Source organism: Phyllobacterium sophorae (genome assembly GCF_003010965.1).
In the GTDB taxonomy this organism is placed as follows: Bacteria; Pseudomonadota; Alphaproteobacteria; order Rhizobiales; family Rhizobiaceae; genus Phyllobacterium; species Phyllobacterium sophorae.
Map to the genome: position 1 here is coordinate 130,334 of NZ_PGGM01000014.1, position 24,732 is coordinate 155,065.

A 24,732-nucleotide genomic window follows, 5' to 3' on the forward strand; every position below is an offset into this window, starting at 1 on the left:
CAACGCCGCAGCGGCTCGAGCATGTTGAATTTTTGCAAAGCCGAACTGGTTCTAGTGATGAGCTAGTATTTCGCCTAAGAAAGCCCGCGTTCTGGCATGCGCGGGATTGCGGAAGAATACTTCCGGCTCGCCTTCCTCGATGATCTCGCCGGACGCCATGAAGATCACGCGATCGGCAACCTGGCGCGCAAAGCCCATTTCGTGGGTGACGCAGATCATCGTCATGCCGTCGCGAGCAAGACCGATCATCGTATCGAGGACCTCCTTGACCATTTCAGGATCAAGTGCGCTGGTCGGTTCATCGAAGAGCATCGCCTTCGGTTCCATGCAGAGCGCCCGCGCGATGGCGACACGCTGCTGCTGTCCGCCACTGAGCTGTGCCGGATATTTGTCGGCCTGATCCTGAATTCGGACCCGTTCGAGATATTTTCTGGCGATAGATTCGGCTTCAGCCTTTTTCGTGCCACGCACCCGCATGGGTGCAAGGGCGCAATTTTCGAGGACCGTCATGTGCGGAAACAGGTTGAAGCTCTGGAACACCATTCCCACTTCGCGGCGCACGGCGTCGATTGTCCTGGAGCTATCATCGAGCGCGGTTCCGTCGACAACGATGCGCCCCTCCTCAAAAGGTTCGAGGTGGTTGATACAGCGGATCAGCGTGGATTTTCCTGATCCGGACGGTCCGCAAAGGACGATTTTCTCGCCTTTGCGGACCATCAGATTGATGGATTTCAATGCGTGGAATGTCCCGTACCATTTTTCGACGCCTTCCATGGCGATCAATGGTGTATCGATGTTCGGCGTCTGTGGCACGGTTTCAACCTCGTCTAACAGCTTACTTCACGGTGAAGGGGATGTTCGGAATGGATTCAGGAAATGCGGGCGGCTTCATGCCCATCCACTTTTCATAGACCTTGGCGTGTTCGCCGTCAGACATGATCTTGTCGAGGAACTTGTTGACGGTCTCGTTCCAGTCCTTTTCGCCCAGCCGCGTTCCGACGCCGTTGAATGTGGTTAGGAAGTCGATCTTACGTTCGTAAGTGTCGGCTTTCGCTTCATCGAGGCGCTGCATGTAGAACTGGTTGCCGCCGACAGCCTGGACCTGACCGGACAGCATTGCCTGGATTGCAGCAGCATCATCATCAAACCGGCGAACGGTGGCGGTCGTAGCCACCGCGTCGGTGACTGCCTTGTCTTGCGAACTGGAACGCGGCACGCCGATTTCCAATCCAGCGAGGTCGGCGACGGCAACGATCTTCTTTTCCTTTGGTCCATAGAGGGAGATGGTGTTGGCGGCATAAGGCTTGCTGTACTGGATCGACTTGGCGCGTTCCTCGGTCATCGCCATCGTCGCGAAGAGTATGTCGACCTTACCGCTGACCAGAGCCGGTATCCGATTGGCTACGGCGAGCGGAGCAAATTCGACCTCGACGCCAAGATCCTTGCCAAACAACTTGGCGATGTCGGCATCATAGCCGTCCTGTACCCCGCTGGAGTTGACGAAGCCCCATGGACGGTTGTCGCCCTGGATGCCGACAACGATCTTGCCGCGCGCCTTGACTTCATCAACGGTTGCCGCCTGAGCCAGCGTTGCGCCTAGGAAGGACAGCGCGAAAAGTGCCATGGCAGCGGCGAGAACGTTGCGGCGCTTGAACTGCCGTAGTGATATGCTGATCATAATGGTTCCTCCTTGGTAATTTTCCCGATTTTATTTTCGTTTGGACGCTAACGCGCTGCGGCAGCTGCCAACCGATTTTCCAGCCGTGCCCCATAGAGCGACAACGGCCAGCAAATGACGAAGTAAACGGCCCCGACGATGCCGAAGACGAGCAGGGGCTTGTAGGTCTGGTTCGAGACGATCTGCCCGGCGCGGGCAAGTTCGATGAAGCCCACGATGGCGGCAAGAGATGTGCCCTTGATCAGCTGGACAAGAAAGCCGACGGTCGCAGGCAGCGACAGACGCAGGGCCTGCGGCAGAATGATATCTTTCGTGCGCGAGACATAGTGCAGACCCAGCGCATTGGCGGCTTCGCTTTGACCTTTTGGCACGGCCTGAATGGCACCGCGCCAGATTTCTCCAAGGTAAGCGCTCGCATGCAGCGTTAAAGCAATCGTCACCGCGACCCAGGCGTCCACTTCCATGCCGATCAGCGTAATCCCGTAATAGACGACGAAAAGCTGCATCAGCAGGGGCGTTCCCTGGAATACGGAGATGTATCCAGCGGTAGTGCGCCGGAGTGATTTCCAGTTCGAAGTCCGTGCCAGGGCGACAAGCAAACCAAAGACACCGCCGCCGACAAAGCCGATCGCAGAGAGCAGGATGGTCCATTTCAGACCCTGGAGCAGGAAGAGGATTTCGTTGGGGCCGATGATGTTCATGATATTCCCCTCAACGAACCGGGTAACTGAAGTAGTGGCGGTTGATCAGGGCAAACATGCTCATCATCATCCACGAGATAATGAGGTACATGATGGTAATCGTGAAATAGACCTCGAAGCTGCGGAACGTGTCTGATTCGATGATCTGGGCCACCGACGTCAGCTCATAGGCGGCGATCGAAGTACACACCGAAGACGTCAGGGTCAGCATGATGAACTGGCTGGTGAGCGATGGATAGATCGAGCGCAAGGCGGGCTTCAGCACGATGAGACGGAATACCTGCGCCTTGTGAAGGCCAAGTGCAAGACCAGCTTCAATCTGGCCTTTTTGAATATTATCGACCCCGCCGCGAATGATCTCGATGGCATAGGCACCGCCGTTAACTGCAAGCGCAATGATTGCGGTTACCGTTGGATTGAAGCGCAGCCCAAGCATGGGCAAAGCAAAGAAAATAAAGAATATCTGGACGAGGAAAGGTGTGTTGCGGACGATTTCGACAAAGCCGATGACCAGACCTCGCAGAACGCAAAAACGCGATTTGCGTGCTGCTACACCCAATATGCCAATGATCAATGCGAGAGTCATGCCGGCAAGGGCGAGACCTAGCGTCGCCAAAGCCCCGAGCAAAAGATCGGGCATCTCGTCGAAGACGACGCTGAAATCCAGCTTGTAGTCCATTCCCGTTGCCTCTCTCCCAAACAATCAATGTGGAATTTGTAGTTCCTGCGTTTCAGCGGAACCGCTCGACGTTTCCGGCCAAATCCAGCAAATGCCCGCTCGCAGCAAACAGGTGACCAATGTGATCTTGCGGATCGACTGACGGACCGATCGGAACCTCCACCGATATTGCTGCATCTTCCGGAACCGCGCGTAGGATCGCAGTCAGTGTCAGCACACCTTCGCCAGGTGCAAGCCGTCCTGACCTGGCCTCGGCAATCATTTCTTCGTGTGACTGCGGGGCAGGTTGACCGGCGTCGCAAAGCTGAACGCTTCTTATCCTCGACTTGGCCGCGGTACGAAGATCAGACGGCTCTCCTCCATTTCGCGAGAAGTGCAAGGTATCGACCAGTGCGCCGCCGTTCGGCCTCCCGGCTTGTTCGACAACGGCAAGAGCATCGGAAAAAGTAGCAACCGTTCTCCAGCCCATGTTTTCAAGATCGACACCCATGTCGAATCTGGCCGCGAGATCGCAGAGTTCGGCAAAATTGGAGACGAGCCGGGAGCGATCAGGATCATCACCGCAAACGCTGAGGCGTTTGGCTCCAATCGCATTCGCCGCTTCAAGGATCGGGGCAATCGAGTCGGGAACAAAATCGGCCGACAGGGTCACGAATTCGATGTCGTAAACCTGCACGCCTTCCCCATTCAAGCGTTGTTGCAGATCGTACGACGCTGCGCTTCCGGCAGGGACTTCGTAGAAGGGTGCACCCGGAAAAGCCGGGTAAAGTCTGAGACCGACGGCCAAAAACCCGGCTTTCGCAGCCATTGGGACGAGTTCCTGCGGCGGTATTTGTATGGCCGAAAAATGGGCCAATCCCAAAGGCCGACATGCGTACGTGGAATTCATTTTCACCTCCGTACCGGCTTTTCAGCCGATGCCCTTTTCGGACAAATGTTTTTGAAGATTGGTCCCTGTACGGTGGATGTGTTCGCGCAGTCGATTGCAGGCGTAGTCCATGTCACGTGCGATCGCACCTTGCGCTATTTCGCTGTGCTCCGTGTTGACATTGCGATCGCCTGAAGTCGCCCGCAAAAACGTGCGACGATAGCGGTCATTGAGATTCAAGAGGATGCTGCAGAAGCTCAGGAGCTGTGGTTTGCCGCAACCGGAAATCAGTGTGAGATGAAATTCACGGTGAATATCTTCCCATTGTTGCAGGGTTTCAGGTCGGGCAGCATCGCGCTCTGTGCGATTGAGGCGATGAAGGATACGCATGACGTTACCTTCCCACTCCACCGTACCGACCGTCATGGCTTCGCGAAGCGCATAGGTTTCCATCTCCTCGCGAAGGCTGGTGACTTCTGCCAGATTGGCGAGGGAAAGCGGAGCGACGCGGTAACCGCGATTGTCCTCGAACTCGACCAGACCGTCTGAGATTAACCTTGCCAAAGCTTCACGCAAAGGACTGAGACTGACCTGAAAGCGCTTACGTGCATTGTCGAGATTGATTTTGCTGCCGGCCTCCAACTGGCCCGAAACGATTGCTTCGCGAAGCCGCGATACGAGCTGGCTTGCGATTGTGTTCTTCCCGTCATCGACGAATGAGTTTCCCCCGTCCGCTTCCCCGAGGGGAGTTGCCGCACCGGTAAGGTGCGTGTCTGTCCGATCGCTTTGCAATGGGTCCTCCCAAAGACCTGAGCATCTTTCAACTATCGATGATCAATAGAATAAACGATGATTTGTGTCAACAGTTTTGAGTCTCTTTGTCGGAATTGAATATTGACAAGCAGCGTGAACGACAAAAAACTACGAAAAATAAACATGTTAGCTCGTTATGGAGGCATCGTTTCATTTGAATAGGTGCTGAATCATCATTAATCGTGTTGACAAATAATCGATAATTTACGACACGTTTAGGAAAGCAGGGAGGCAAAGATGGCGATTGAGAGACAGGAAGACGTCACGGATGCTGTGCTGGAGGTCATGCAGCAGACGCGCGATCCGCGGCTTCGGGAGATCATGACGTCGCTTGTTACCCATGTCCATGCCTTCGTCAGGGAGGTCCGTCTCACCGAACAGGAGTTTCGCGAGACGACGGCGATTTTGAATGAAATTGGAAAGTTGCAGACCGACAGTCACAACGAGATGGTGCTAATGGCAGGGTCCCTCGGTGTGTCATCATTGGTATGCCTCCTCAACAACGGCGACAGCGGGCAGACCGAGACTTCACAATCCTTGCTGGGTCCTTTCTGGCGACTGAATTCTCCTCATGTCGACAACGGCGGGACAATCGTTCGCTCCGACACGCCGGGCCTGCCGCTTTTTGTTCATGCCAGTGTGCAGGACAGGGAAGGGAACCCGATTGCGGGAGCGGAAGTCGATGTCTGGCACGCGTCTCCGGTGGGTCTCTACGAAAACCAGGATCCTGAACAGGTGGAAATGAATTTGCGTGGCAAGTTCACGACGGATTCCGACGGACGTTTCTGGTTTCGCACTGTCAAGATGGTCGGATATCCCATTCCGACCGACGGCGTTGTCGGGCGCCTGTTGCAAGCACAAGATCGCCATCCTTACAGACCGGCGCATCTTCACGCCCTCATTTTCAAAGAGGGATTCAAGACGCTGATTTCCCAGGTGTTCGATCCTCACGATCCCCATATCGATACGGATGTCCAGTTCGGCGTCACGCGCGCCCTGACAGGAGACTTCGTGCAGCATGACGAGGACCATCCGACCGAGGCGGATATCAGCGCCCCCTGGTATAGCCTTGAATACGCGTACGTGATGGAGCCGGGTGAAGCCGTCCTTCCAAAACCCCCAATCAAGTAAATCTGCGGCGTTCGTTCGTGCCGAGTGGAGGAAAACATGCTGACTGATGAAGAGCGCCAGCGCGCCGCCAACGACCTTATGCGTGCCGAACAGGAGCGCAAGCCAATCCCGCAATTGAGCCGGACATTTCCGAATATTGAGATCGAGGATGCCTATCGGATTCAGGATCTATGGGCCGAGAAGCGTATCGCCAAGGGTGCCCGCGTTGTCGGTCACAAGATTGGCTTGACGTCACGGGCGATGCAGTTGGCTTCAAAAATGACCGAGCCGGACTATGGCCGCATTCTCGATGACGCGCTGTACAATGATGGAGCTCAGATCGACGCTAATTCCTTCCTCAAGCCGCGACTTGAGGTCGAACTGGCCTTCATCATGGGCGAGGACCTCGAGGGGCCGGGAACGCGGATTTATGACGTGATGCGTGCCACCGAATTTGTCGTTCCGGCCCTCGAAATCATCGATTACCGGACGGACGTTCCGCGCGCCATAACGGATACAATTGCCGACAATGCGGCCTTTGGCGCTATCGTGGTTGGCGGACGGACGATCCGGCCGATGGATGTCGACGTGCGCTGGATCGGTGCCACGCTGTCGAAGAACGGGACGATTGAGGAGTCGGGTGTCTCCGCTGCAATCATGGGCCATCCGGCCGCCGGAATCGCGTGGCTGGTCAACAAGCTTCACCGCGTCGGTGCCAAACTTCAAAAGGGACAGATTGTCCTCGGCGGCTCTTTTACACGTCCGGTAGACATCGCAGCAGGTGATGTCATTCATGCAGATTACGGTTCCCTTGGCGCAATCGGCGTCTCGTTCAAATAGGTGATGCCATGAAACTTCCAGAAAATCGCTTCAAGCGTGCCATTGCCGAACGGCGCCAACAGATTGGATTGTGGTGCAGTTTGCCGGGGAGCTACATCGCTGAAGCCGTGGCTGCTTCCGGGTTTGACTGGCTGCTTTTCGATACGGAACATTCACCCGGCGATGTTCTGAGCGTACTGCCGCAGTTGCAGGCGGTTGCGCCCTACGATGTGTCACCGATCATTCGTCCTGCCAGCAATGATACGGTTCTGATCAAGCGCTTTCTCGACATCGGTGCTCAGACGCTGTTGATTCCTTACGTGCAAAACCGGGAAGAAGCGCAAAGTGCAGTCGCGGCGATGCGCTATCCGCCTGACGGTGTACGCGGCGTGTCAGGTCTGACGAGGGCAACGCGGTTTGGCCGTGTCGGTGGTTACGCCAAACGTGCCCATGAAGAGCTTTGCCTTCTGGTTCAGGTGGAAACGGGCGAGGCGCTAGAGTCGTTGGAAAAAATTGCGACAGTCGATGGCGTCGATGGCATCTTTATCGGGCCTGCTGATCTGGCCGCGAGCCTCGGGTTCGCCGGAGAACCGGACCATCCAGTGGTGATCTCTGCCGTCGAGGATGCCGTCGAACGCATTGAAAAGGCTGGAAAGCCGTCAGGTATCCTGACGCCCAACATTGCCTTTGCGCATCGATGCATTTCGCTTGGTACCACATTTACTGCTGTGGGAATTGATGCCGGAATTCTGGCGCGCGGGACAGAGAGCCTTGCCCGCCAATTCCAGGAGCAGGGTTCATGATCACGCCAGCGGTCACCGCGGTTATCGGCGATCTTGCTCCAACGGGAACGCTGCGCGCCGCGATCAATCTTGCCAACGCCGCTCTGGTCCAGCGTGACCCGGCAACCGGCACGCTGACCGGGGTCAGCGTGCACCTTGCAACTGAGCTTGCAAATCGACTGGGTTGTCAGGTGAGCTTTGTAACTTACACCGCCGCCGGTCAGGTCTTCGATGCCCTGGATAAGAACGAGTGGGACATTGCCTTCCTGGCAGTAGATCCTCAACGCGCGACAAAACTTACCTTCTCGCCGCCCTACGTCATGATTGAGGGCACGTATGTCGTCGTCGCAACCTCTCCTTTCCATACAGTCGAAGATCTCGACAAGGAAGGAAACCGCATCTCGGTGACCGTGAATGCGGCCTACGATCTGTTTTTGACACGCAATCTCAAACACGCGCAAATTGTCCGCGCAGCAACGCCTGCTGCCGCGCTCGAACAGTTCCTGAATGGTGGCTGCGAGGCAGCGGCGGGCGTCCGGCAAGTGCTGGAGCGCTCTTCTGGATCGGATCCAGAGCTGCGCATTTTGCCCGACCACTTTACGGTCATCCAGCAGGCCTTGGCTGTGCGCAGCGAACTGCAAGTGGCGTCTGCCTTTTTGCGGAACTTTATCGAGGAAATGAAGGAGACAGGCTTTGTCCGCGAGGCGCTCGACAGGAGCGGGCAGACTGAGATTGCGGTTGCGCCAAGAGAACCCTGATCAGCACTGTTGCAGAAACGGATCTTCCGGATTCTTCAATAGGATCAGACGCTTGGTCTCGTCGATCAGTGATTGTAGACAATTTGGCACCAATCAAAATCCGCCCTATCGGCATTTTCAAACGCCGCATGGTCCCCTCCGCCTTTCTGAGTTGGAGAACAAATAGAGAACATCAATATCCATGCTCTAACAAGTCCTTACTCTAACCGTCCTGAGCTCTCATCGGTTAGTGTCTCAGATCGGATTTCTGCTATGGCTGGGAAGCAAAACGCCCCCGACGTCATTAAATGCCGAAAGTGTGACGGGCGTCACCGGCTGATGGGCCACTCGCCCGTCGTGGCCTTTTGTTTTGAGGGAGGAGCGCTACGATGAGCACCGACCGGGATACTGTGCGGTCCTATGACGCCGTCGCGGCGGAATACGCTGCCGAAGCCGCGGCGATGCCGAAATGGGTCGCGGCGGAGATCGATGTGTTCGTGACCGAGCTGGGCGGCTCGGGCAGGGTGCTGGAGATCGGAAGCGGTGGCGGGCGAGATGCGCTTGAGCTTGAGAAGCGGGGGATCAGCGTCCGGCGCACCGACATTTCGAAGGGTTTCGTGGAACTGCTTCGCGAGAGTGGCTTTAAGGCCGACCTGTTGGATCCGCTGACCCAAGACCTCGCCGATCCGCAGCGTCCCGGCACGCCGTATGACGGGGTCTGGGCCTGTGCCTGCCTGATTCACGTCGCGCGCGAGGATTTCGTCACAGTGCTTGGACGGCTCGCCGAGGCGACCCGGACCGGTGGCCGACTGCACGTTTCGGTGAGGGAGGGCGATGGCGCGGACGTGTCCACCCACGGAAGCGCCGCAGCGCCTCGGCGGTACGTCGAAACGTACTGGCGCGAGCCTGCCCTGCGATCCGCAGTCACAGACGCCGGCTGGATAGTCGGCGAAGTACATCAGTGCATCGGAAAGCCCGATGATCGATGGCTGACCGTTCGGGCGAGTCGGGCATGATACATACGGGCCTTGGATGGAGGTTGTGGCCACTGCCGAGATGGCCTACAGTCGAGCGGGTCGAAAGCTGATCAACATTGACCACACAGAAGTCCCTGCCGCGTTGCGTGGCCGAAAAGTTGGCGAGCGGTTGGTCCGCCAGGCGGTAGAGGATGCCCGGCGCGAAGGCATTACGATCATTCCGCTTTGCCCATTCGCGAAAACCCAGATCGAACGCCACGCTGAATGGCAGGATGTTTTGAGATAGTGAGTAAATTCTGCCGAACAACGAAATAGAGCCGGCAGAAAGGAATGGTATGCAGAAAACACCTTTCTGTTCCAAGAGGCGGATCAGGCCCTTCAAGCTGCTGCCGGTGAGGTGAACAATGGCCGAAAACACCCCTAATCTAACTTTGGCAGAGCGCCAGATCGTCGATGTCATCAGTCGCGCCGGCAGCAAGCTGGCTGCCGCGGTGTCGCGTGCTCTGGAGGAAGCGACCAAGAGGGCCGCCGTGGAAATGCAAGCGATCGGTCTGGAAGACGCTGCGCCAGCATTGCAATATTTCGCGGCAGTTGTGCATCAGCGAATGTATTGTCTCATGTATGGTGCAGACCCGGATACATTCGAAGGGGGAAACCCTGAAATTGCCTACCACGTCATCCGCAACTCCCAGAATATCGCCAATCACTACTGGTCCGCAGACGTTGAGCCTTACCCGGCGAAATAGCGGTGGATCATCGATCGACATCCAGCACCGCGCTATTCTTGCATCGGCGGCACCTTTAGTTGCCGATGCACTCAGCGTTAAGAAAGCCATTTCGCGACGTTGGGGAGCGGCCGGCCGCGTCCGCGATCGCCGATCCAGTTCCGATTTCTGTATAATCCGGAATCGCGGCGGCCTGTTATCCGCCGGGCAATTCTGCCAACGCATCCTATCCGTAACATATGCACGCTGCCCGACACCTTCCGGCAACCGCCTACCCAATACGCACCCGACCCGCCCGCTTGACCGCGAGGGTTCGATCGGGAACTTGATTGAGTTCAGGGCCAGTGATCTCTTGTGCCAAGCCACAGAGTTGGAGCGGTCGACCTTGCAATCTTGACGTTACCCACACGCTGATCGTTCGTCTTGCCTGCCCAAGGCCCGCCGCGCCGCCCTTGACGGACGCGGTTCCGAAACGTTCGATGAGCATTTCAGTGAGAATCCTCACCTTTCGCGAGGGATGCTGGCCGGGTGGCCTTACGACGAAGATGCCAGCCGGCGGAATCGGATGGCGCGTCATGATTGGCACCAATGCGCCCGAACAAATATGATCCGCGACAAGCGATTCCGGTAGGTAGCCGATCCCAATACCATCCAGAGCGGCAGATGCGAGCGATATTCCGCTATCAGCTACGAACCGTCCCTGCGGACGCACCGTAATAATCCTATCGCCGTCCATGAATTGCCACCGTCTCGCATGACGACTTGATGATTTACGATCTCGTCCGGTGGTAAGGGAGCGCCGTGAGCGGACTATGTATTCAGGACTCGCAACCAGGATGCCGAAGATCGATCCGACACGCCTTGCGACTAGGACAGAATCTGGAAGGTGGCCAACGCGAATGGCGCAGTCAAAACCCTTTCCGACGAGATCTACGAAACGATCGGTATAGGAAGAAAGGATGTGTAGTTGCGGATGTCCGCGGGCCATTTGAGAGAGGACGGGAGCAAAATGTGTCGGGCCAAAAGAAAGCGGCGCAGTGATGCGTAACCGGCCATGTCGTTTGGCAGCTAATGGTAAGAATGCGATGGTTTTGGCCAGCTACGACACTTAATCGGGTCTTCCTCAATTTGTGTGGAGATCAGCCGATTTGATTGGCATCATCCGCGTTCTGAGAAGCTCTGGGCCCGCTCGGCCATACATTGCGCGCTTGATCGTCTTCAGTCGGTTGATCTCCACACAAATTGAGGAAGACCCTTAAAAAGTGAGACTCCAGTGAACTCGAATCTCATGTGTGGAGCGGCCGTTGGGTGCAGAATTCTCAAAAAACTGCACGCTCTCAAATTAAGTGCAAAGCTAACTCGTTGAAACTCCTAACCGATGTCGTAGCTCACTTTCTGTCCTTCACTCAGCAGCTGCCGCGCTCCAAAGCAGACACGTGTACAAACACGTCAGCTCCTGGGTTTTGGGTGTAATGAAGCCAAAACCTTTGTCTCCATTGAAAAACTTAACCGTGCCAGTGGGCATAAACAAATCCTCGACGCTTTCACGGCTGATTGCCGCTTCCAAAACCTTTAAGGCGGCGAAGTGTCATCCGCAATCTATTCATTTGGTTTGGATCTGAGCTCTGCCGATAACGGCAGTATGGAACACCTGCTGCGGAATTGTCCGTGCGGGATTGGGCTTGTGAACTATATCACGCGCTTCTCATTAAGGCATCGGCCGCGGAGCGCGTCAGACTGTCAGTCCCGCCTTGCGGAGTCCTTCAACGCGGTGCTCAAAGTCCACAGGATTCCGGAAGGGAAGGACGCGGCGGCGGCGCTCGATAGAGAAGGTGGGATTCAACTGGAGCGCTTGCTCCCACGCCCGCCGGCTCTCCTCCGGTCGTCCGAGGTGGCCATAACAGGACGCGAGCAGAGCCTGGGCGGTCTCTGACTGAGGGTTTCGTTCGAGCCGCTGCTCGAGCGCGATCATCGCTTGCTCATAATCGCCGAGGGAAAAGCGCGCGTCGGCAAGAAATTGGAGCAGGACTTCCGGGTAGTGCGGGTCCAACAGCATCGAAGCATCAAGTGTCTCGAGCGCACTTGCTGGATCACCCGAGAATATCTGGATATGGGCCATCAACATGAGGAGGTCGATTGAGTTGGGCGAAAGCGCAAGGCCACGTTGCACCTCCGCCCGCGCGCGGTCCAGGTCCCGGCTCCACATGCAAGCCATGCCCAACGCGAAGTGACCGTCGGGCTGTTCTTCGTCCATCCCTACGGCTTGCTGTGCGAGTTCCAGCCCCGTCCGTAGTGAGTGCTCAGGATCGGTGCTCCAGGCGTTGATGTAGTCGAGTACATGGGTGAAGGCGATAAGTGCGTGGGCCGCCTCAAATCTTGGATCGAGGGCGATGGCCGCTCCTGCCAAGTTGCGCGCCGCGATGTTTCCGGTTCGGGTGCAAGTCAAACTCTGTTCCCGACTGCGCAAGAAGAACTCGTACGCCTCGACGTTCACCGCGCGCTCACGGGCTAGCTGAGCCTGTTCGCTAACCGTCAGCTTGAGCCTGAGCGCAGCCACGATCTCTTGCGTAATTTCGTCCTGAACCGCGAAAATATCGGTGAGGTCGCGATCGAATCGGTTAGCCCAGACATGTCCGCCGCTGCTCGAATCGATCAATTGGGCCGTGACTCGCACCCGGTTGCCAGCCTTGCGCACGCTGCCCTCGAGCACGTAGCGGACGCCAAGCGCCTTGGCCACGTCCGGGACGGAGACTGCTGCCTTCTTGTATACGAAAGACGAGTTGCGGGCGATCACGTGCAACTCGGACAGCCTCGAGAGGTCCGTAATAATGTCTTCGCTTATGCCGTCGGAGAAATACTCCTGTTCGGCATCGCCGCTCATGTTGTTGAACGCAAGTACGGCGATGGAGGGATTATCAGGAACGGGCGGCAACGCCGAAGGTCCTGCCGCCGCGCGCGTCTCCGCTGGTGTCGCGGATTTCGCCTGAGCGGCGATGCCTACTTGCAGCGAATAAACCCGGACCGGATCAGCGATGTTCTTGAGCTGCACCGCGCCGCGATCATCGATCGCGAGATCGAGCCTTGCCTTGACCTGCCAGTACGCTTGCTCGGACAGACAGATACAGCCAGGCTCGCAAATGCCTTCGAGGCGCGCGGCGATATTGACGCCGTCTCCCATGAGATCCCCATCGCTCTCCTCAACCACATCGCCCAGATGGATGCCGACGCGAAACTCGATCCGGCGATCGGGCGGCAGGCCGGCATTGCGCTCAACCATGCTGTTCTGCACTTCAATGGCGCAGCGCACGGCATCGACGACGCTGCGGAACTCGATGAGGCTTCCGTCTCCTGTGCGCTTGACTATGCGGCCATTGTGCACGGCGATCGTGGGATCGATCAGATCGCTGCGCAGGGCGCGCAGCCGCGCTAGGATGCGATCCTCGTCCGCGCCAGCGAGACGGCTGTAGCCGACCACATCCGCGACCAGGATCGCCGCGATTTTCCGCATCTCGCTCATAGCGCCAGTCTCCTTTGGTCCAGACTAGCACAAAGTCCCCGCTAAGGCTCCCACGCCCGACCTCACGAAACGATTGTAGTCACTGACGCACCAATCCTAAATCGGCAGAAATCGACTATTATCGGCATTTTCTAAGGAAGATTTATCCGCCACTTGTGCGCTTGTACAGGTGCAGACTCCATGCCGCGGTTAACCATAAAAGCAGGAAATTTGAAGTTGCGTTTCAATCGACACGTAATCGGCGATGATCACTTGTTAAGTGGACTGCTTGCGAACGGGGATCCCGTTAAAATTTCAATTGTCCGTCAATGTGAATACCTTGATGTGTCAGTTGAATAGCGTTTTTATTTTCATTTTTTGCCAAAACTGAATTCACCGAAAATGGATTGCTGATCGGCAAGCCAAACCTGATGGATTTTGTCATCTTAGTGTTAACCAAATGAAATACTCAAATGGTCAGAACGTCTTCAGTGTTCGAGGCGACTGCCTTGAATCGCGATTCTATAAATATGATTGGGTTCAACTGAGAACAGTGGCGAGGCATTGGTGATGGAACGAATCTCTCTCCGGACCCGCTCGGTTCGTGCGGCTGTTGTCGCGATTGCATGCGTCACTCTCCTCCCTTTCAGTTTCGGCACTGCCGGCCAAGCAGAACCCATTCGCGGTGCGGGTTCGACCTTTGCAGCGCCGGCGATCGCGGAATGGTCGCAGGCCTATCAGGATGCGCGGGCGGATGGCGGTGATTTCATCTCGCCGGACTGGACCGTCGACTATGAACTAGTAGGCTCACTTGCCGGCGTGATGCGGCTTGATCAGACTGAACTCGACTTTGCCGCGACCGATGTCCCCATAAACCCAGCCGAACTCGAAAAACATGGGCGTGAACAATTTCCGATCGTGTTCGGCAGTGTAGCCGTGGTCGCGAATATCGACGGCTTCGAAAATGGCGTCTTGCGCCTTTCTGGACCGGTTCTGGCCAATATCTATCTCGGCAAGATCCAGTCGTGGTCCGATCCGGCCATCAGGGCGCTGAACCCCGATGCAGTGCTGCCTGATCTCAAGATCAGCGTGCTTTACCGCAAGGATGGATCCGGAACCACTTTTGTCTTTACCAAGTATCTCTCTGCCGTCAGTGCCGATTGGAAAAAGGCCCATGGTGCCGACACGCTGATCGCATGGCCGCTCGGAACCGGTGCCGAAGGCACCCAGGAACTGATCCGCGCCGTCCGGACGTCAAAGGTGCGATCGCCTATGCGGAATATGGCCAGGTCGAGCGCGCAGGACTTCCTTCTGCATCGCTGCAGAACAAGGCGGATCGTTTCATCAGGCCGGGTCCTGACGGCGTGCGTGCCGCGATAAACGCGATCGCCTGGGAAAGGGCACCACACTTCAACGCCACGCTGACCGATCTGCCTGGCGAAGGCGCCTATCCGATGACCGCTGCGACGTTCGCCGTGGTTCCGGTGGAAGAACGCTCAGTTGAACGCTATGGCAGGGTCCATGATCTCTTCTCACGGCCAGATCGATCGCTTATGACGTATAAATAGGCAGATTATTTAAACACAATTACGTATTGCGCAGAATCAGCTTATTTGGGATCGTTTCTATTATAGAGGGGGAAATAAAAACAATACGGGAGGGGGAAAGAGGAAGGAAACATAGTTCGCAAATCTCTTTGACGGAGTGGAAACTATGATTTCTCGTCACCAGAATACCCCGATTGCAGGAAGACCAACTTCTGTAAAAATTGCTTCATATGGCGTGCTCGGCGTATTGGCGACGGTCTTCACGTCGTCTGTGCTGCCCCCAATATTTACTTCTACTTCCGCCAGGGCGGTTGTGAACGCTCCCGTGTCCGCGCTCACCTCACCGATCGCTGGAACAGTTACGAAAATGGCTAGCCATCTGGAAGATTCGTTCGAGGGGCCGATTGCAACGGTTCAGAATGAACGTGTCGACCGCACTACCTTGATCGGACTTCAGGTTGAGTCGACGTCACTTCAAAACGAGATGCTGCTCAAGGAAGCTAATCTTGAAGACTATTTCAAGCGGATCAAGGACCTCGAAGCCGAATTGTCGACGCAGCAGGGCGCACTGATCGCGCGTTCGAGCAACGAGCTGCGGGATGCTGAAGTTCGGCTAAGTCTTGCGACATATTCAGCGGCAAATGAGAGGACCGACTCCGAGCGGAAGCTCCGCCTGGTATCCAAGGGTGTCTTACCGGGCACGAAAGACGAGCTTCTTAATAAGATCAAGCTGGAGGATGCGAAGGTTGAGGCGGCAAGGCTGAAAGTTGTCATGTCAAGCGACGATCTTGGTTTTGCTCAACGGGGAATATATGTCGGAGACAACAACCAGTATCTGCAAAATCTGCAAAACGAGATTCGCGCAAGGAGGGCAGATGTCTCGCAAATCAGCATGCAAATTGCCTCGATAAAGACACGGCTTGCAGAACTGCAAAGCTTGACGGGGGCGGAAAAACGACGAATCGACAAGATGGTGAGAGCGGATGTCGCGATCACGAAATCCGAAAAAATCTATAAGACAGTCGCACAAGTAGGCAAACAAGTGAATGCAGGCGATACGCTTGCCCAATCAGTCGATTGCAGCGAAGCGTTTGTTGTTGCCATCTTTTCCGAACGCCAGGCACAAGCACTGTCGGTTGGCTCAAGAGTCGTTATTGAATCGTCCGCCTGGAAGGCACCTGTACTGGGGCTGGTAAGCCGCCTTCTACCTCGAACGACCGACCGTGTTGATCTCGATTTTGCCATCCCGTTTCCTCCGACAGAACGGCGCGAACTTTACGCCTTTATCGTCCCCGAAAAATCAGACAAGAATAACACCGGCAATTTCTGCTCAGTGGGGACTTGGGTCGAAGTGACGCGGCAGAATGATTGGGCGGAAAAGACTCTCAGCTATGTAGACGAGGCGACAACGGCGCTCACGCGGGAGGTAAAAGAGTTAAAGGTGACTCTTGTCGCTGCTGGTTCAAGGATCGCTGGTGGAAGGGCATATGCGTCTTCGCCGGCCAATGCGGCAGAGCCGAAGCGGACCTCTCATATTGCTGATCCTCAGATCGTAGACGGCAAGACAGCGACCCTGGGGGCGGTTAAGAATCGCAGGTGTCCACACGGCAAATGCCAGGCCTCGGACTATTTGTTCGAACCTCGGCTGGAAGGAAAACCACATCCATTCCGTGACGTCCGCATGATCGCAGAAAACGGCGCTCAGGTGGTTTTTGACACGAGATGGAATTAGCACGTGAGGCGACGGGCCATCTTTGTCGCAGGCATTGCATTTGCGTGCGCGCTTGCCGCTTCGCAGGGGCACGCAACTGATCGTGCAACTGGATTGGGCTTGTGCGCAGCAATGGCGCGATCGAAGACAGATGAACCAAAAGGCGATTCCATCGGCTCATTTCTTCCAAGCTATCTCTCCAAGGGGACGAAGTTGCCGAAGGCGTTGCAGAACACAGCCTTTGTCTATGACAATGCGCTGGCGGCAATGGCTTTCTTGGCCTGTGGCCAGGTTGAGCGCGCCAGATCAATCGGTGAGGCGCTGATTTCAGCAGGCAAGCGAGATCGATATTATACCGACGGCAGACTTCGTAACGCATATCGCTCAGGATATGTCGATGAAAAGATTGCACTCCCAGGATGGTGGGATGACGGCGCAAAAAGCTGGATCGAGGACGAGTATCAAATCAGTACTGCCTCGGGAAATGTCGCTTGGGCAGCGCTTGCGCTTCTTCAACTCCATCACATAACGAAAGACCCCAAATATCTTGAGGAAGCGGAGCGCCTCGGATCGTGGTTGGAACAGTTGGACGGAAGGGATGAGCATCATCCCGGCGTTGCCGGTGGCTACTACGGCTTCGAACCAAATGCATCCCGCATTGCGTGGAAATCAACAGAGCACAACATCGATATCGTCGCCGTCTCAAGATGGCTCTGGATGACAACCGAAAACCCGAGGTGGCATCGTCTTGCGCAAAATACGCTACGCTTCGTATCGGCAATGCACGATGACAAAGACGGTTTTCTGATTGGTACCGATGCGCAGGAGCAAGCGGTTCACAGCAAGGACCTGTGGCTTGACGTGCAAATCTGGCCACTCCTGGCCGTACCTGAAGCGCAGCGGCCCGCTCCATGGAATGATGCGGCGAACCTTATTGATCGTCGGCTTTCGGTTCCGGGCGGCTACGATTTCAATGGTGACCGCGACGGTCTGTGGATCGAGGGAACCGCGCAAGCCGCACTGATGTTCAGCCTGGAGGGTGAACCGAAACGTGCCTCAACTCTGATCGGCAGCATACTTCAACATGTCGATCCGGAATCGGGCTGGCTTTACGCAACGCCGAGCGAGCAACTCTCGACGGGATTGACCATCGACGCCATGGGGCAGGGCGGCGCATTCATGTATCACCATTGGCCGCACTTGGGCGCGACCGCCTGGGCCGTACTCGCCGCAATGGACTTCAATCCCTTTCAACCCAATTGAGGTTTTCGAATGTTTTTCAATGTGGATGACGATGTGGCGGGTGTCTTGCTGTTCGATGCCGGTGTTGCCCTCATGTTCATTGCCTTCTCCACGATCGCCGATCGGGAGCGTTTGGCCGACAGGATCTTGTTTGGCAGCGCTACTATCCTGTCACTGGTACTCTACATCTCGTGGCGATGGCTCGATACATTGCCTGATCTTGAAATGACCGGAAGCAGCCTCTGGGCCTATTTATACTTCACGTTCGAAACGGTGTCGGTTGTCTATGCGCTCGGTTCCATATTCATCCTGTTCAGGGTGTCCGACTGGACGCCGGAAGCTGACGACGCGCAGCAGCAATTGAAGGCGCAGAGCACATATCCGGCTGTCGACGTCTTCATCTGCACTTACAACGAACCCATAAACATTCTGGAGAAATCCGTCATCAGCGCGAAGTCGATGGATTACCCCAAGTTCACCGTCTATGTGTGCGATGATACGCGCCGTCCAGAGATCCAAGCTTACTGCTCGCAAGTTGGGGTCAACTACATTACCCGCCCTGACAACCGCCACGCAAAGGCCGGCAACCTTAACAATGCGCTGAAGCGAACTAATTTTGCTGACAATGCATCCGATCTGATCATGATTTTGGATGCAGATTTCGCACCGCAGGAGAATTTCCTAATGCGCGTTGTGGGACTGTTCCGCAACGATGAAATCGGGCTCGTGCAGACGCCGCAGTTCTATTTCAATTCCGATCCAATCCAGCACAATCTCGGTATCAAGTCATCATTCGTTGACGACCAGCGCGTCTTCTTTGATACCTTCCAGCCTGCCAAAGATGCCGTGGGGTGCGCGTTTTGTGTGGGCACAAGCTTCGTCGTGAGGCGGTCGCTGATCAACGACATGGGTGGGTTCCCGCACGAAGTGTTGTCGGAAGATATGCTGTTGACCTATCGCCTTATGGAACGCGGCTATGTGACACGATGGTTGAACGAGAAACTGAGTGTTGGACTGTCGGCCGAGGGTATCCCTGAATATATAACCCAGCGGACACGCTGGTGCCTTGGAACGATCCAGATCGGCCTTCTCAAAGATGGGCCGTTGTGGCGCGGACGATTTACGCTCACGCAGCGCCTGCACTATATACACGGACTACTCAGTTGGCTGTCGAAGCCGTTCATTCTGTGCATGCTGTTCGCACCGTCCATCTATTGGCTCTTCGATGTCACAGCCATTCAAGCCGATGAGATAGTCTTCATGAAATACGGAATTTCAGCCCTTTTCGTTTTCTGGAGCTATTCGTCGTGGATTTCCGGGCGAAGAACCTTACCGTTATTCACGGAAGTGACCCACGCGATAACTGCACTGCCTGTCACGATCACTCTCTGCCAAGCCATCCGCAAACCCTTCGGGCGGCCTTTCAAGGTAACCGAGAAGGGTGGCGACAGATCCACGATACGAATTCATACCCCCACCGCTGTTTTCTTCGGTCTGGTCACATTGCTCTCTGCATTTTCGGTGGTGTCGACGGTATTCATGTGGAGTTCGCCAGTCGAATTTTCTGCGCGCGACTGTATGAACCTTATCTGGTCGGCATTTTCCATGCTTATCGCATTTGTCAGTCTTCTGGTTTGCATCGAACTGCCAAGATTTGGACAGGAGGAGCTCATCAACGTTCAGATGCAATCATCACTTCGTTCCGCTGGAGCGATATGCGAGGTCCATATCGATGCGCTATCGACGGCGCATGTGCTGATCAAAAACGTGACGCTGTCCGGCGCGGGCGATGAGGCCGTGTCGATAGGCGGCGTCGGGTGGGTAGCCATTGGCGCCGATCCGTCGATGCCGCCGCATTGTTTCAGGATATTGCCGACGTCTCAACAGCATGACGACATCCTCCGTATGCTGTTCCAGAAATCTCCTGACAATGTCGCGAAGACCGGGACGCTTAGCAGGTCAATAATCGGCTTGTGCAGACGGGCATTCGTGGGCTGACTAAATCCTGGACTTCGGGGGAAATGACCGCTTTGAGGACTGGAAATGTCGGAGCTTAACGACCGGGCGCATTGCAGCCGTTCCACGTGACGGCTCAGGGCGACAGGTGTAAGCTGTATATCCTCGACTCGTGGGAAAGCGCCTCAGAGCAATCCGAATTCGACCATGTCAGAGGATGCTATGTCATGCCCGACATCGGAGACTGGCTCGCCAGCATCAGGCTTGAGCGGTATCGCCAAACCTTCTTGAAGAACGGCATCGATCTCGATGTCGTCGACGATCTCACCGATGCCGACCTCAAGGAGCTCGGACTGTCCCTTGGTGACCGCAAGCGTTTTCTCAGGGCGGCCGCGACTCTGGCTCAGAAGTCGCCGCCGCCCACGGCGGCACTACGTCCCTCCGTGTCACCGATTCACAGCGAGGCGGAACGGCGACAGCTTACAGTGATGTTCTGCGATCTCGTTGGATCGACAGCACTCTCCGCCCGCCTCGATCCAGAAGACCTACGGCAGTCGATCGTTGCGTACCGTGCTTGCGCCACCGAGATCGTCGGCCGGTACGACGGTTTTGTTGCCAAGTATATGGGCGACGGCGTCCTCGTATACTTCGGCTATCCCCAGGCTCACGAGGAAGATGCCGAGCGGGCCGTGAGGGCCGGCCTCGCGGTCGTTGAGGCCGTCGACCGGCTGGATGCGGCAGGCGAACACCTGGCTGTTCGGATCGGAATCGCCACTGGCCTGGTCGTGGTGGGTGACATCATCGGCACCGGCGAGGCCGAGGAATGCAGCGTCGTAGGTGAAACGCCGAACCTGGCGGCCCGCCTACAGGAGTTGGCCGGATCCGGCACAGTGGTCATTGCCGAAGCAACGCGCGCACTGCTGCGGGGCCAGTTCAAGCTCGAAAGCATCGGACTGCGGCCGATCAAAGGTTTTTCCGGGGCGGCTGAAGCGTTTCGGGTGCTCGGCGAAGTGCGTAGCGACGACCGCTTCGAGGCCGGTCACGCTACCGTGCTGCCGTTGGTCGGCCGTGACCCGGAACTCGCATTGTTGGTCGATCGCTGGACTCAGGCCAAGGCCAAGGACGGTCAGGTCGTCCTGCTCGAGGGTGAGGCCGGAATCGGCAAGTCGCGTCTCGCCCTGGCCCTTCGCGAGCGTCTCCTTCGAGAACCACACAGGTTGCGCCGGTACTTCGCCTCGCCATACCACATCAACAGCGCGCTTCGTCCGGTGATTGGCCAGCTTGAACAGGAAGCGGGATTTGAACGCGAGGATTCATCGGTCGTGAAGCTCGCCAAACTCCAGGCGCTGATCGCGGAACAGGTGGGTGAGGTGAGCGAAGCGCTCCCATTGTTGGCCGAGCTTCTCGGAATTCCAGGCACTGGCCGCTGTCCAATACTGGACCTCGCGCCCCAACAGCGTAAGAACCGAACCTTCGACGTGCTCATCGCCCAGCTTGGCAGACTGGCTGCGAAGCAGCCGGTGCTCCTGGTGCTTGAGGACGCTCACTGGCTGGACGCGAGTAGCCTTGAGCTGTTCGGCTTGTTCGTGAACCACATCCGGCAGCTCCCGGTGCTGCTGGTCATTACCTACAGGCCCGAATTCGTCCCGCCTTGGCGTAGTTACCGGCACGTGACAAAAGTGGTCCTGAATCGCCTCGACCGGGTGCACGCTCAATCGCTGGTCGAACGGCTGACCGGCGGAAAGGCACTGCCTGCCGGAGTGCTTGATTACATCCTGGCCAACACCGATGGCGTACCGCTGTACCTTGAGGAGTTGACCAAAACCATGCTCGAATCTGGTCTCCTGGGAGTGGCCGGCGATCAGTTTGGACTGGCTGCACATATGCCGCCGCTGGCGATCCCGGTAACGCTATACGACTCGCTGATGTCCCGCCTCGACCGCCTCGGCAGGGCCAAGGTGGTGGCCCAGATCGGCGCCTGCATTGGGCGCGAGTTCTCCTATGAGCTGATTGCGGCGTTAGCAGTGCTCGATGAGCATGAGCTGCAGAGGAGCCTTGATCAACTGGTTGCTACTGAGCTAGTTTTTCGGCGCGGAAGCCCCCCTAACGCGATCTACAGCTTCAAGCACGCGCTCGTCCGAGATACCGCATATCAGTCGCTCCTCAAGAGCCGCCGCCGGGAACTACATCGCCGTATTGCGCAGGTCTTCGAAGAACTCGCCCCACATGTCGTGTCCGCTCAGCCGGAGCTCCTGGCCCATCATCTGACGGAGGCAGGAGAGCTGCCGCAAGCCGTCGTGTTCTGGCACCGGGCCGCCGAGCACGCAAACGAGCGGGCGGCGAATACCGAGGCCGTCGGGCATTTGGCCAAGGCACTCGACCTGCTCGCCCAGATGCCCGAGAATCCGGAGCAACTCGAGCTTGAGCTGACGTTGTTGATCACCATGGGACGAGTGCTTACCGCCGCGAAGGGCTATGGCCACCCGGAGGTCGAGCGCGTCTACAACCGTGCTCTCAACCTGGCGGAGCGGATCCAGGAAACGCCTAGGCTGTTCCCGGTGCTCCTCGGTCTCACCATTCATCATGCGGTGCGGTCCGAGCTTTCCGCGGCGCGGGATCTTGGCGAACGGCTTCTGAGGTTGGCGCAGCAGATCTCGGATCCTGTGCTCGTGGTGGAAGCGTCCTATGCTTTGGGCATTACCTGCTCCTGGCGTGGCGAATTCGCCTCGGCATGGAAGCACTTCGAGCACGGGATCGGCCAATACGACATCGCCCAGCACCGGGCCCATCTAGCGCTCTATGGACAGGATGGAGGACCGATCTGCCTGTGCCGTGGCGGCATGGCGCTGTGGTATCTCGGCCGCGATGACCGGGCGCTGGAGCTGATGGACGAGGCGCTCGCCATGACCGCGAGCCTCAGGCATTTGTTCAGCCGTGCCTACGTACTGACATGGGCGGCGATTTTGCAGGTGCATCGACGCGACATCGCCAAGGCGCAAGAGGCGGCGGAGTTGGCGTTGGCGTTCGCGGCCGAACACGAATTTCCATTCTGGCACACCCAGGGAGTCTTCCTGCAGGGGTGGGTGCTGGCGGAGCGGGGCCTGATCGCGGAAGGCATCGAGCGGTTGCGAGACGGGTTGGCTGGCATGCAGGCGATCGGGTCAGGAATGACGGCGCCTTGGGCGATGGGCTTACTCGCTGAGGCGTATGGAAAGGCTGATCGTTTTGCCGAGGGTAGCACCTTGATTGACGAGGCGCTTACCATTGTCGCACGCACTGGCAACCGCTGGTGCGAGGCGGAGCTGCATCGGCTCAAGGGCGAACTCATATCATCGAGCTCAGAGTGCGATCCTGCCGAAATCGAGGCGTGCTTCCGCCGTGCGCTCGACGTCGCCCGCATGCAGGATGCGAAGATGTGGGAACTGCGCTCGGCGGTGAGTTTGGCCCGGCTTTGGCGAGCACAGGGTCTTAGAGCGCAGGCCTGCGAGCTGCTCATGCCGCTCCTCGGCTGTCCCTCTAGCGGCCACGGGACGCTCGATCTTCAGGATGCTCAAGCGGTCCTTGAGAGCTGCGGAGGTAGTATGAGCACCTGAACACTTGCTCCGCTGCAACGACTTTGATGGAGCGATGATTCTGACTCCGACATTTGTTATTGCGATGTCGCAGTGTAGCGAGTCACGCAACGACTGCAACCCGGTGGGAGCAGACCTCAGCCGAGGGGCGTCTGAACTTCGGCTTCCCACCCTATTGAAAAGTTCAGCGCCCGCGCCGCGGTCCCGAATTGTGGGAGGCGTTTTCCAGCCGCGCCGGCATGGCCGGCATAAGCGGCCGCAGCGAACCTCAGGAGAGCGGAGCAGCCGAGGCAACCCGCGCCCGCCAGGTAGCGCCGTAGGGTTTGGCGGAGGATTGTGGTAAACCGGGCGGGTGCTGCCATACCCACTGAGCAGCCACGGCCAATCGGCCGCTTGACCCAAAAGGAACCGCCTGCCGGGGGCAGTCGGTCCCGGTTTCCGCCCTTCGGGCGGCGCTTCTCTAATCGGCGTGTCGAGGTCAAGCTCTTCCGGATCGGGCTGGGCCGCGCCGTCCTACATGCCGCGCTCGACAGGGCGTGGAACGCCGATTGCTATAAGGTTCTGCTGGCGACCGGGTCTCAGAGGGAGTCCACTCTACACTTCTATGAAGGTGCAGGGTTCCAGCGAGGCGCAAAAACTTACTTCGAGATTCGTCGATCATAGAACCGCTTGCGGCCGCAATGTCTGGACTGAGGCGCATAGCGGCGCGGCAGCAATCTCCAAGAAGAGCACACCTAATGTTGACACACTTGCGGCCCCGCTGTGCGCGAGGCCGCAGGCTCTCAGATCTCAGTATGTTCCGCTAATTCCAACGCATCCTCAATGTCCACTCCTAGATACCTGACGGTATTTTCGATCTTAGTGTGGCCGAGGAGGATTTGGATCGCCCGAAGATTTCCTGTTGCCTTGTAAATCATTGCGGCTTTGGTGCGCCGAAGCGAGTGCGTGCCGTAGTCTTCGCGTCGTAGACCAATTGCGGTCACCCACTCATCCACCAATCGGGCATACTGGCGAGTACTCAGATGATCGGCATGGTCGATGCGACTGGGAAAGGCGTAGTCATCAACGGTTCCACCTCTCCTTTCAAGCCACGCAAGCAGACTTGCCCTCACGTCCGCCGTGATTTCGAACTGCACCGGACGGCCGGTCTTTTGCTGAATGACCATGGAACGGGTTCGAATTTCCGCTCCTGTCACGAGACTTCCGATTTTCATTTTCACGAGATCGCAACCACGGAGTTTGCTGTCGATTGCGAGGTCGAACAACGCGCGATCTCGCATGCGTCCCTCCCGGTCGAGGAAAAAGCGGATCGCTCAAAT

23 protein-coding genes and 1 pseudogene are annotated in these 24,732 nt (G+C 56.9%); 14 read left to right on the top strand and 10 right to left on the bottom strand.

Annotation, left to right across the window (positions count from 1 at the left end; all coding sequences use genetic code 11):
- Positions 1 to 51: 51 nt before the first annotated feature.
- From CU103_RS24435 to CU103_RS24460, 6 genes are all read right to left on the bottom strand, one after another.
- Positions 52 to 774 carry an amino acid ABC transporter ATP-binding protein gene (locus CU103_RS24435; RefSeq protein WP_106666701.1) on the bottom strand — a complete coding sequence of 241 codons (723 nt, stop codon included), beginning with the start codon at positions 772 to 774 and terminating at the stop codon, positions 52 to 54.
- A gap of 61 nt (positions 775 to 835) precedes the next feature.
- On the bottom strand, positions 836 to 1,678 hold the full coding sequence (locus CU103_RS24440; RefSeq protein WP_106666631.1) for a transporter substrate-binding domain-containing protein: 843 nt from the start codon (positions 1,676 to 1,678) through the stop codon (positions 836 to 838).
- A gap of 47 nt (positions 1,679 to 1,725) precedes the next feature.
- Positions 1,726 to 2,379, bottom strand: coding sequence for an amino acid ABC transporter permease (locus CU103_RS24445; RefSeq protein WP_106666632.1), 654 nt, complete (start codon positions 2,377 to 2,379; stop codon positions 1,726 to 1,728).
- Positions 2,380 to 2,389: 10 nt separating this feature from the next.
- Positions 2,390 to 3,058, bottom strand: a complete 669-nt coding sequence (locus CU103_RS24450; RefSeq protein ID WP_106666633.1) for an amino acid ABC transporter permease — start codon at positions 3,056 to 3,058, stop codon at positions 2,390 to 2,392.
- Between the two features lie 52 nt (positions 3,059 to 3,110).
- Complete coding sequence (locus tag CU103_RS24455; RefSeq protein ID WP_245448982.1) at positions 3,111 to 3,866, bottom strand: sugar phosphate isomerase/epimerase family protein; 756 nt, start codon at positions 3,864 to 3,866, stop codon at positions 3,111 to 3,113.
- 102 nt (positions 3,867 to 3,968) lie between these two features.
- Positions 3,969 to 4,718: a GntR family transcriptional regulator gene (locus CU103_RS24460; protein ID WP_106666635.1), complete on the bottom strand. Its 750-nt coding sequence runs from the start codon at positions 4,716 to 4,718 to the stop codon at positions 3,969 to 3,971.
- A gap of 258 nt (positions 4,719 to 4,976) precedes the next feature.
- Here CU103_RS24460 and CU103_RS24465 point away from each other — a divergent pair, with 258 nt between their 5' ends.
- The 7 genes from CU103_RS24465 (at position 4,977) to CU103_RS24495 (ending at position 9,910) form a co-directional block, all read left to right on the top strand.
- Positions 4,977 to 5,870, top strand: a complete 894-nt coding sequence (locus tag CU103_RS24465) for a dioxygenase family protein (protein ID WP_106666636.1) — start codon at positions 4,977 to 4,979, stop codon at positions 5,868 to 5,870.
- 36 nt (positions 5,871 to 5,906) lie between these two features.
- Positions 5,907 to 6,689 (top strand): 2-oxo-hept-4-ene-1,7-dioate hydratase, encoded by a 783-nt coding sequence (gene hpaH, locus CU103_RS24470; RefSeq protein WP_106666637.1) that lies wholly within the window; start codon positions 5,907 to 5,909, stop codon positions 6,687 to 6,689.
- Between the two features lie 8 nt (positions 6,690 to 6,697).
- Positions 6,698 to 7,471: a 4-hydroxy-2-oxoheptanedioate aldolase gene (gene hpaI / locus CU103_RS24475; RefSeq protein ID WP_106666638.1), complete on the top strand. Its 774-nt coding sequence runs from the start codon at positions 6,698 to 6,700 to the stop codon at positions 7,469 to 7,471.
- Positions 7,468 to 8,208 carry a transporter substrate-binding domain-containing protein gene (locus CU103_RS24480; RefSeq protein WP_106666639.1) on the top strand — a complete coding sequence of 247 codons (741 nt, stop codon included), beginning with the start codon at positions 7,468 to 7,470 and terminating at the stop codon, positions 8,206 to 8,208. The genes hpaI and CU103_RS24480 overlap by 4 nt, the downstream gene beginning before the upstream one ends.
- A gap of 368 nt (positions 8,209 to 8,576) precedes the next feature.
- Entirely contained in the window at positions 8,577 to 9,203 is a 627-nt protein-coding gene (locus CU103_RS24485; protein WP_106666640.1) for a class I SAM-dependent methyltransferase, read from the top strand.
- Between the two features lie 25 nt (positions 9,204 to 9,228).
- Entirely contained in the window at positions 9,229 to 9,450 is a 222-nt protein-coding gene (locus CU103_RS24490; protein WP_245448983.1) for a GNAT family N-acetyltransferase, read from the top strand.
- A gap of 118 nt (positions 9,451 to 9,568) precedes the next feature.
- Positions 9,569 to 9,910, top strand: coding sequence for a hypothetical protein (locus tag CU103_RS24495; protein WP_106666641.1), 342 nt, complete (start codon positions 9,569 to 9,571; stop codon positions 9,908 to 9,910).
- A gap of 250 nt (positions 9,911 to 10,160) precedes the next feature.
- Here CU103_RS24495 and CU103_RS24500 read toward each other — a convergent pair whose 3' ends face one another.
- The 3 genes and pseudogenes from CU103_RS24500 to CU103_RS24510 all read right to left on the bottom strand — a co-directional run bounded on the left by CU103_RS24500 (position 10,161) and on the right by CU103_RS24510 (position 13,406).
- Positions 10,161 to 10,988 (bottom strand): substrate binding domain-containing protein, encoded by an 828-nt coding sequence (locus tag CU103_RS24500; RefSeq protein ID WP_106666642.1) that lies wholly within the window; start codon positions 10,986 to 10,988, stop codon positions 10,161 to 10,163.
- A gap of 272 nt (positions 10,989 to 11,260) precedes the next feature.
- Positions 11,261 to 11,414 (bottom strand): annotated as a pseudogene (locus tag CU103_RS24505) (cold-shock protein).
- A 207-nt stretch (positions 11,415 to 11,621) separates the two neighbouring features.
- Positions 11,622 to 13,406, bottom strand: a complete 1,785-nt coding sequence (locus CU103_RS24510; RefSeq protein WP_106666643.1) for an adenylate/guanylate cyclase domain-containing protein — start codon at positions 13,404 to 13,406, stop codon at positions 11,622 to 11,624.
- Between the two features lie 549 nt (positions 13,407 to 13,955).
- On the opposite strand from CU103_RS24510, the gene CU103_RS24515 reads away from it, so the two are divergent.
- The 7 genes from CU103_RS24515 to CU103_RS32680 all read left to right on the top strand — a co-directional run bounded on the left by CU103_RS24515 (position 13,956) and on the right by CU103_RS32680 (position 24,076).
- Positions 13,956 to 14,765, top strand: a complete 810-nt coding sequence (locus CU103_RS24515) for a phosphate ABC transporter substrate-binding protein PstS (protein ID WP_280954626.1) — start codon at positions 13,956 to 13,958, stop codon at positions 14,763 to 14,765.
- Positions 14,750 to 14,953 carry a hypothetical protein gene (locus CU103_RS32575; protein ID WP_342588912.1) on the top strand — a complete coding sequence of 68 codons (204 nt, stop codon included), beginning with the start codon at positions 14,750 to 14,752 and terminating at the stop codon, positions 14,951 to 14,953. Before CU103_RS24515 ends, CU103_RS32575 begins: the two co-directional genes overlap by 16 nt.
- Before the next feature lie 145 nt (positions 14,954 to 15,098).
- On the top strand, positions 15,099 to 16,664 hold the full coding sequence (locus CU103_RS24520; RefSeq protein WP_146147851.1) for an HlyD family secretion protein: 1,566 nt from the start codon (positions 15,099 to 15,101) through the stop codon (positions 16,662 to 16,664).
- Between the two features lie 111 nt (positions 16,665 to 16,775).
- Positions 16,776 to 17,906, top strand: coding sequence for a hypothetical protein (locus CU103_RS24525; RefSeq protein ID WP_146147852.1), 1,131 nt, complete (start codon positions 16,776 to 16,778; stop codon positions 17,904 to 17,906).
- Between the two features lie 9 nt (positions 17,907 to 17,915).
- On the top strand, positions 17,916 to 19,883 hold the full coding sequence (locus CU103_RS24530) for a glycosyltransferase family 2 protein (RefSeq protein WP_106666646.1): 1,968 nt from the start codon (positions 17,916 to 17,918) through the stop codon (positions 19,881 to 19,883).
- A 185-nt stretch (positions 19,884 to 20,068) separates the two neighbouring features.
- On the top strand, positions 20,069 to 23,434 hold the full coding sequence (locus CU103_RS24535; RefSeq protein ID WP_106666647.1) for an AAA family ATPase: 3,366 nt from the start codon (positions 20,069 to 20,071) through the stop codon (positions 23,432 to 23,434).
- A 315-nt stretch (positions 23,435 to 23,749) separates the two neighbouring features.
- On the top strand, positions 23,750 to 24,076 hold the full coding sequence (locus CU103_RS32680; RefSeq protein WP_342588913.1) for a GNAT family N-acetyltransferase: 327 nt from the start codon (positions 23,750 to 23,752) through the stop codon (positions 24,074 to 24,076).
- A gap of 119 nt (positions 24,077 to 24,195) precedes the next feature.
- Here CU103_RS32680 and CU103_RS24545 read toward each other — a convergent pair whose 3' ends face one another.
- Positions 24,196 to 24,723: a tyrosine-type recombinase/integrase gene (locus tag CU103_RS24545; protein ID WP_245448991.1), complete on the bottom strand. Its 528-nt coding sequence runs from the start codon at positions 24,721 to 24,723 to the stop codon at positions 24,196 to 24,198.
- Between the last annotated feature and the right edge of the window lie 9 nt (positions 24,724 to 24,732).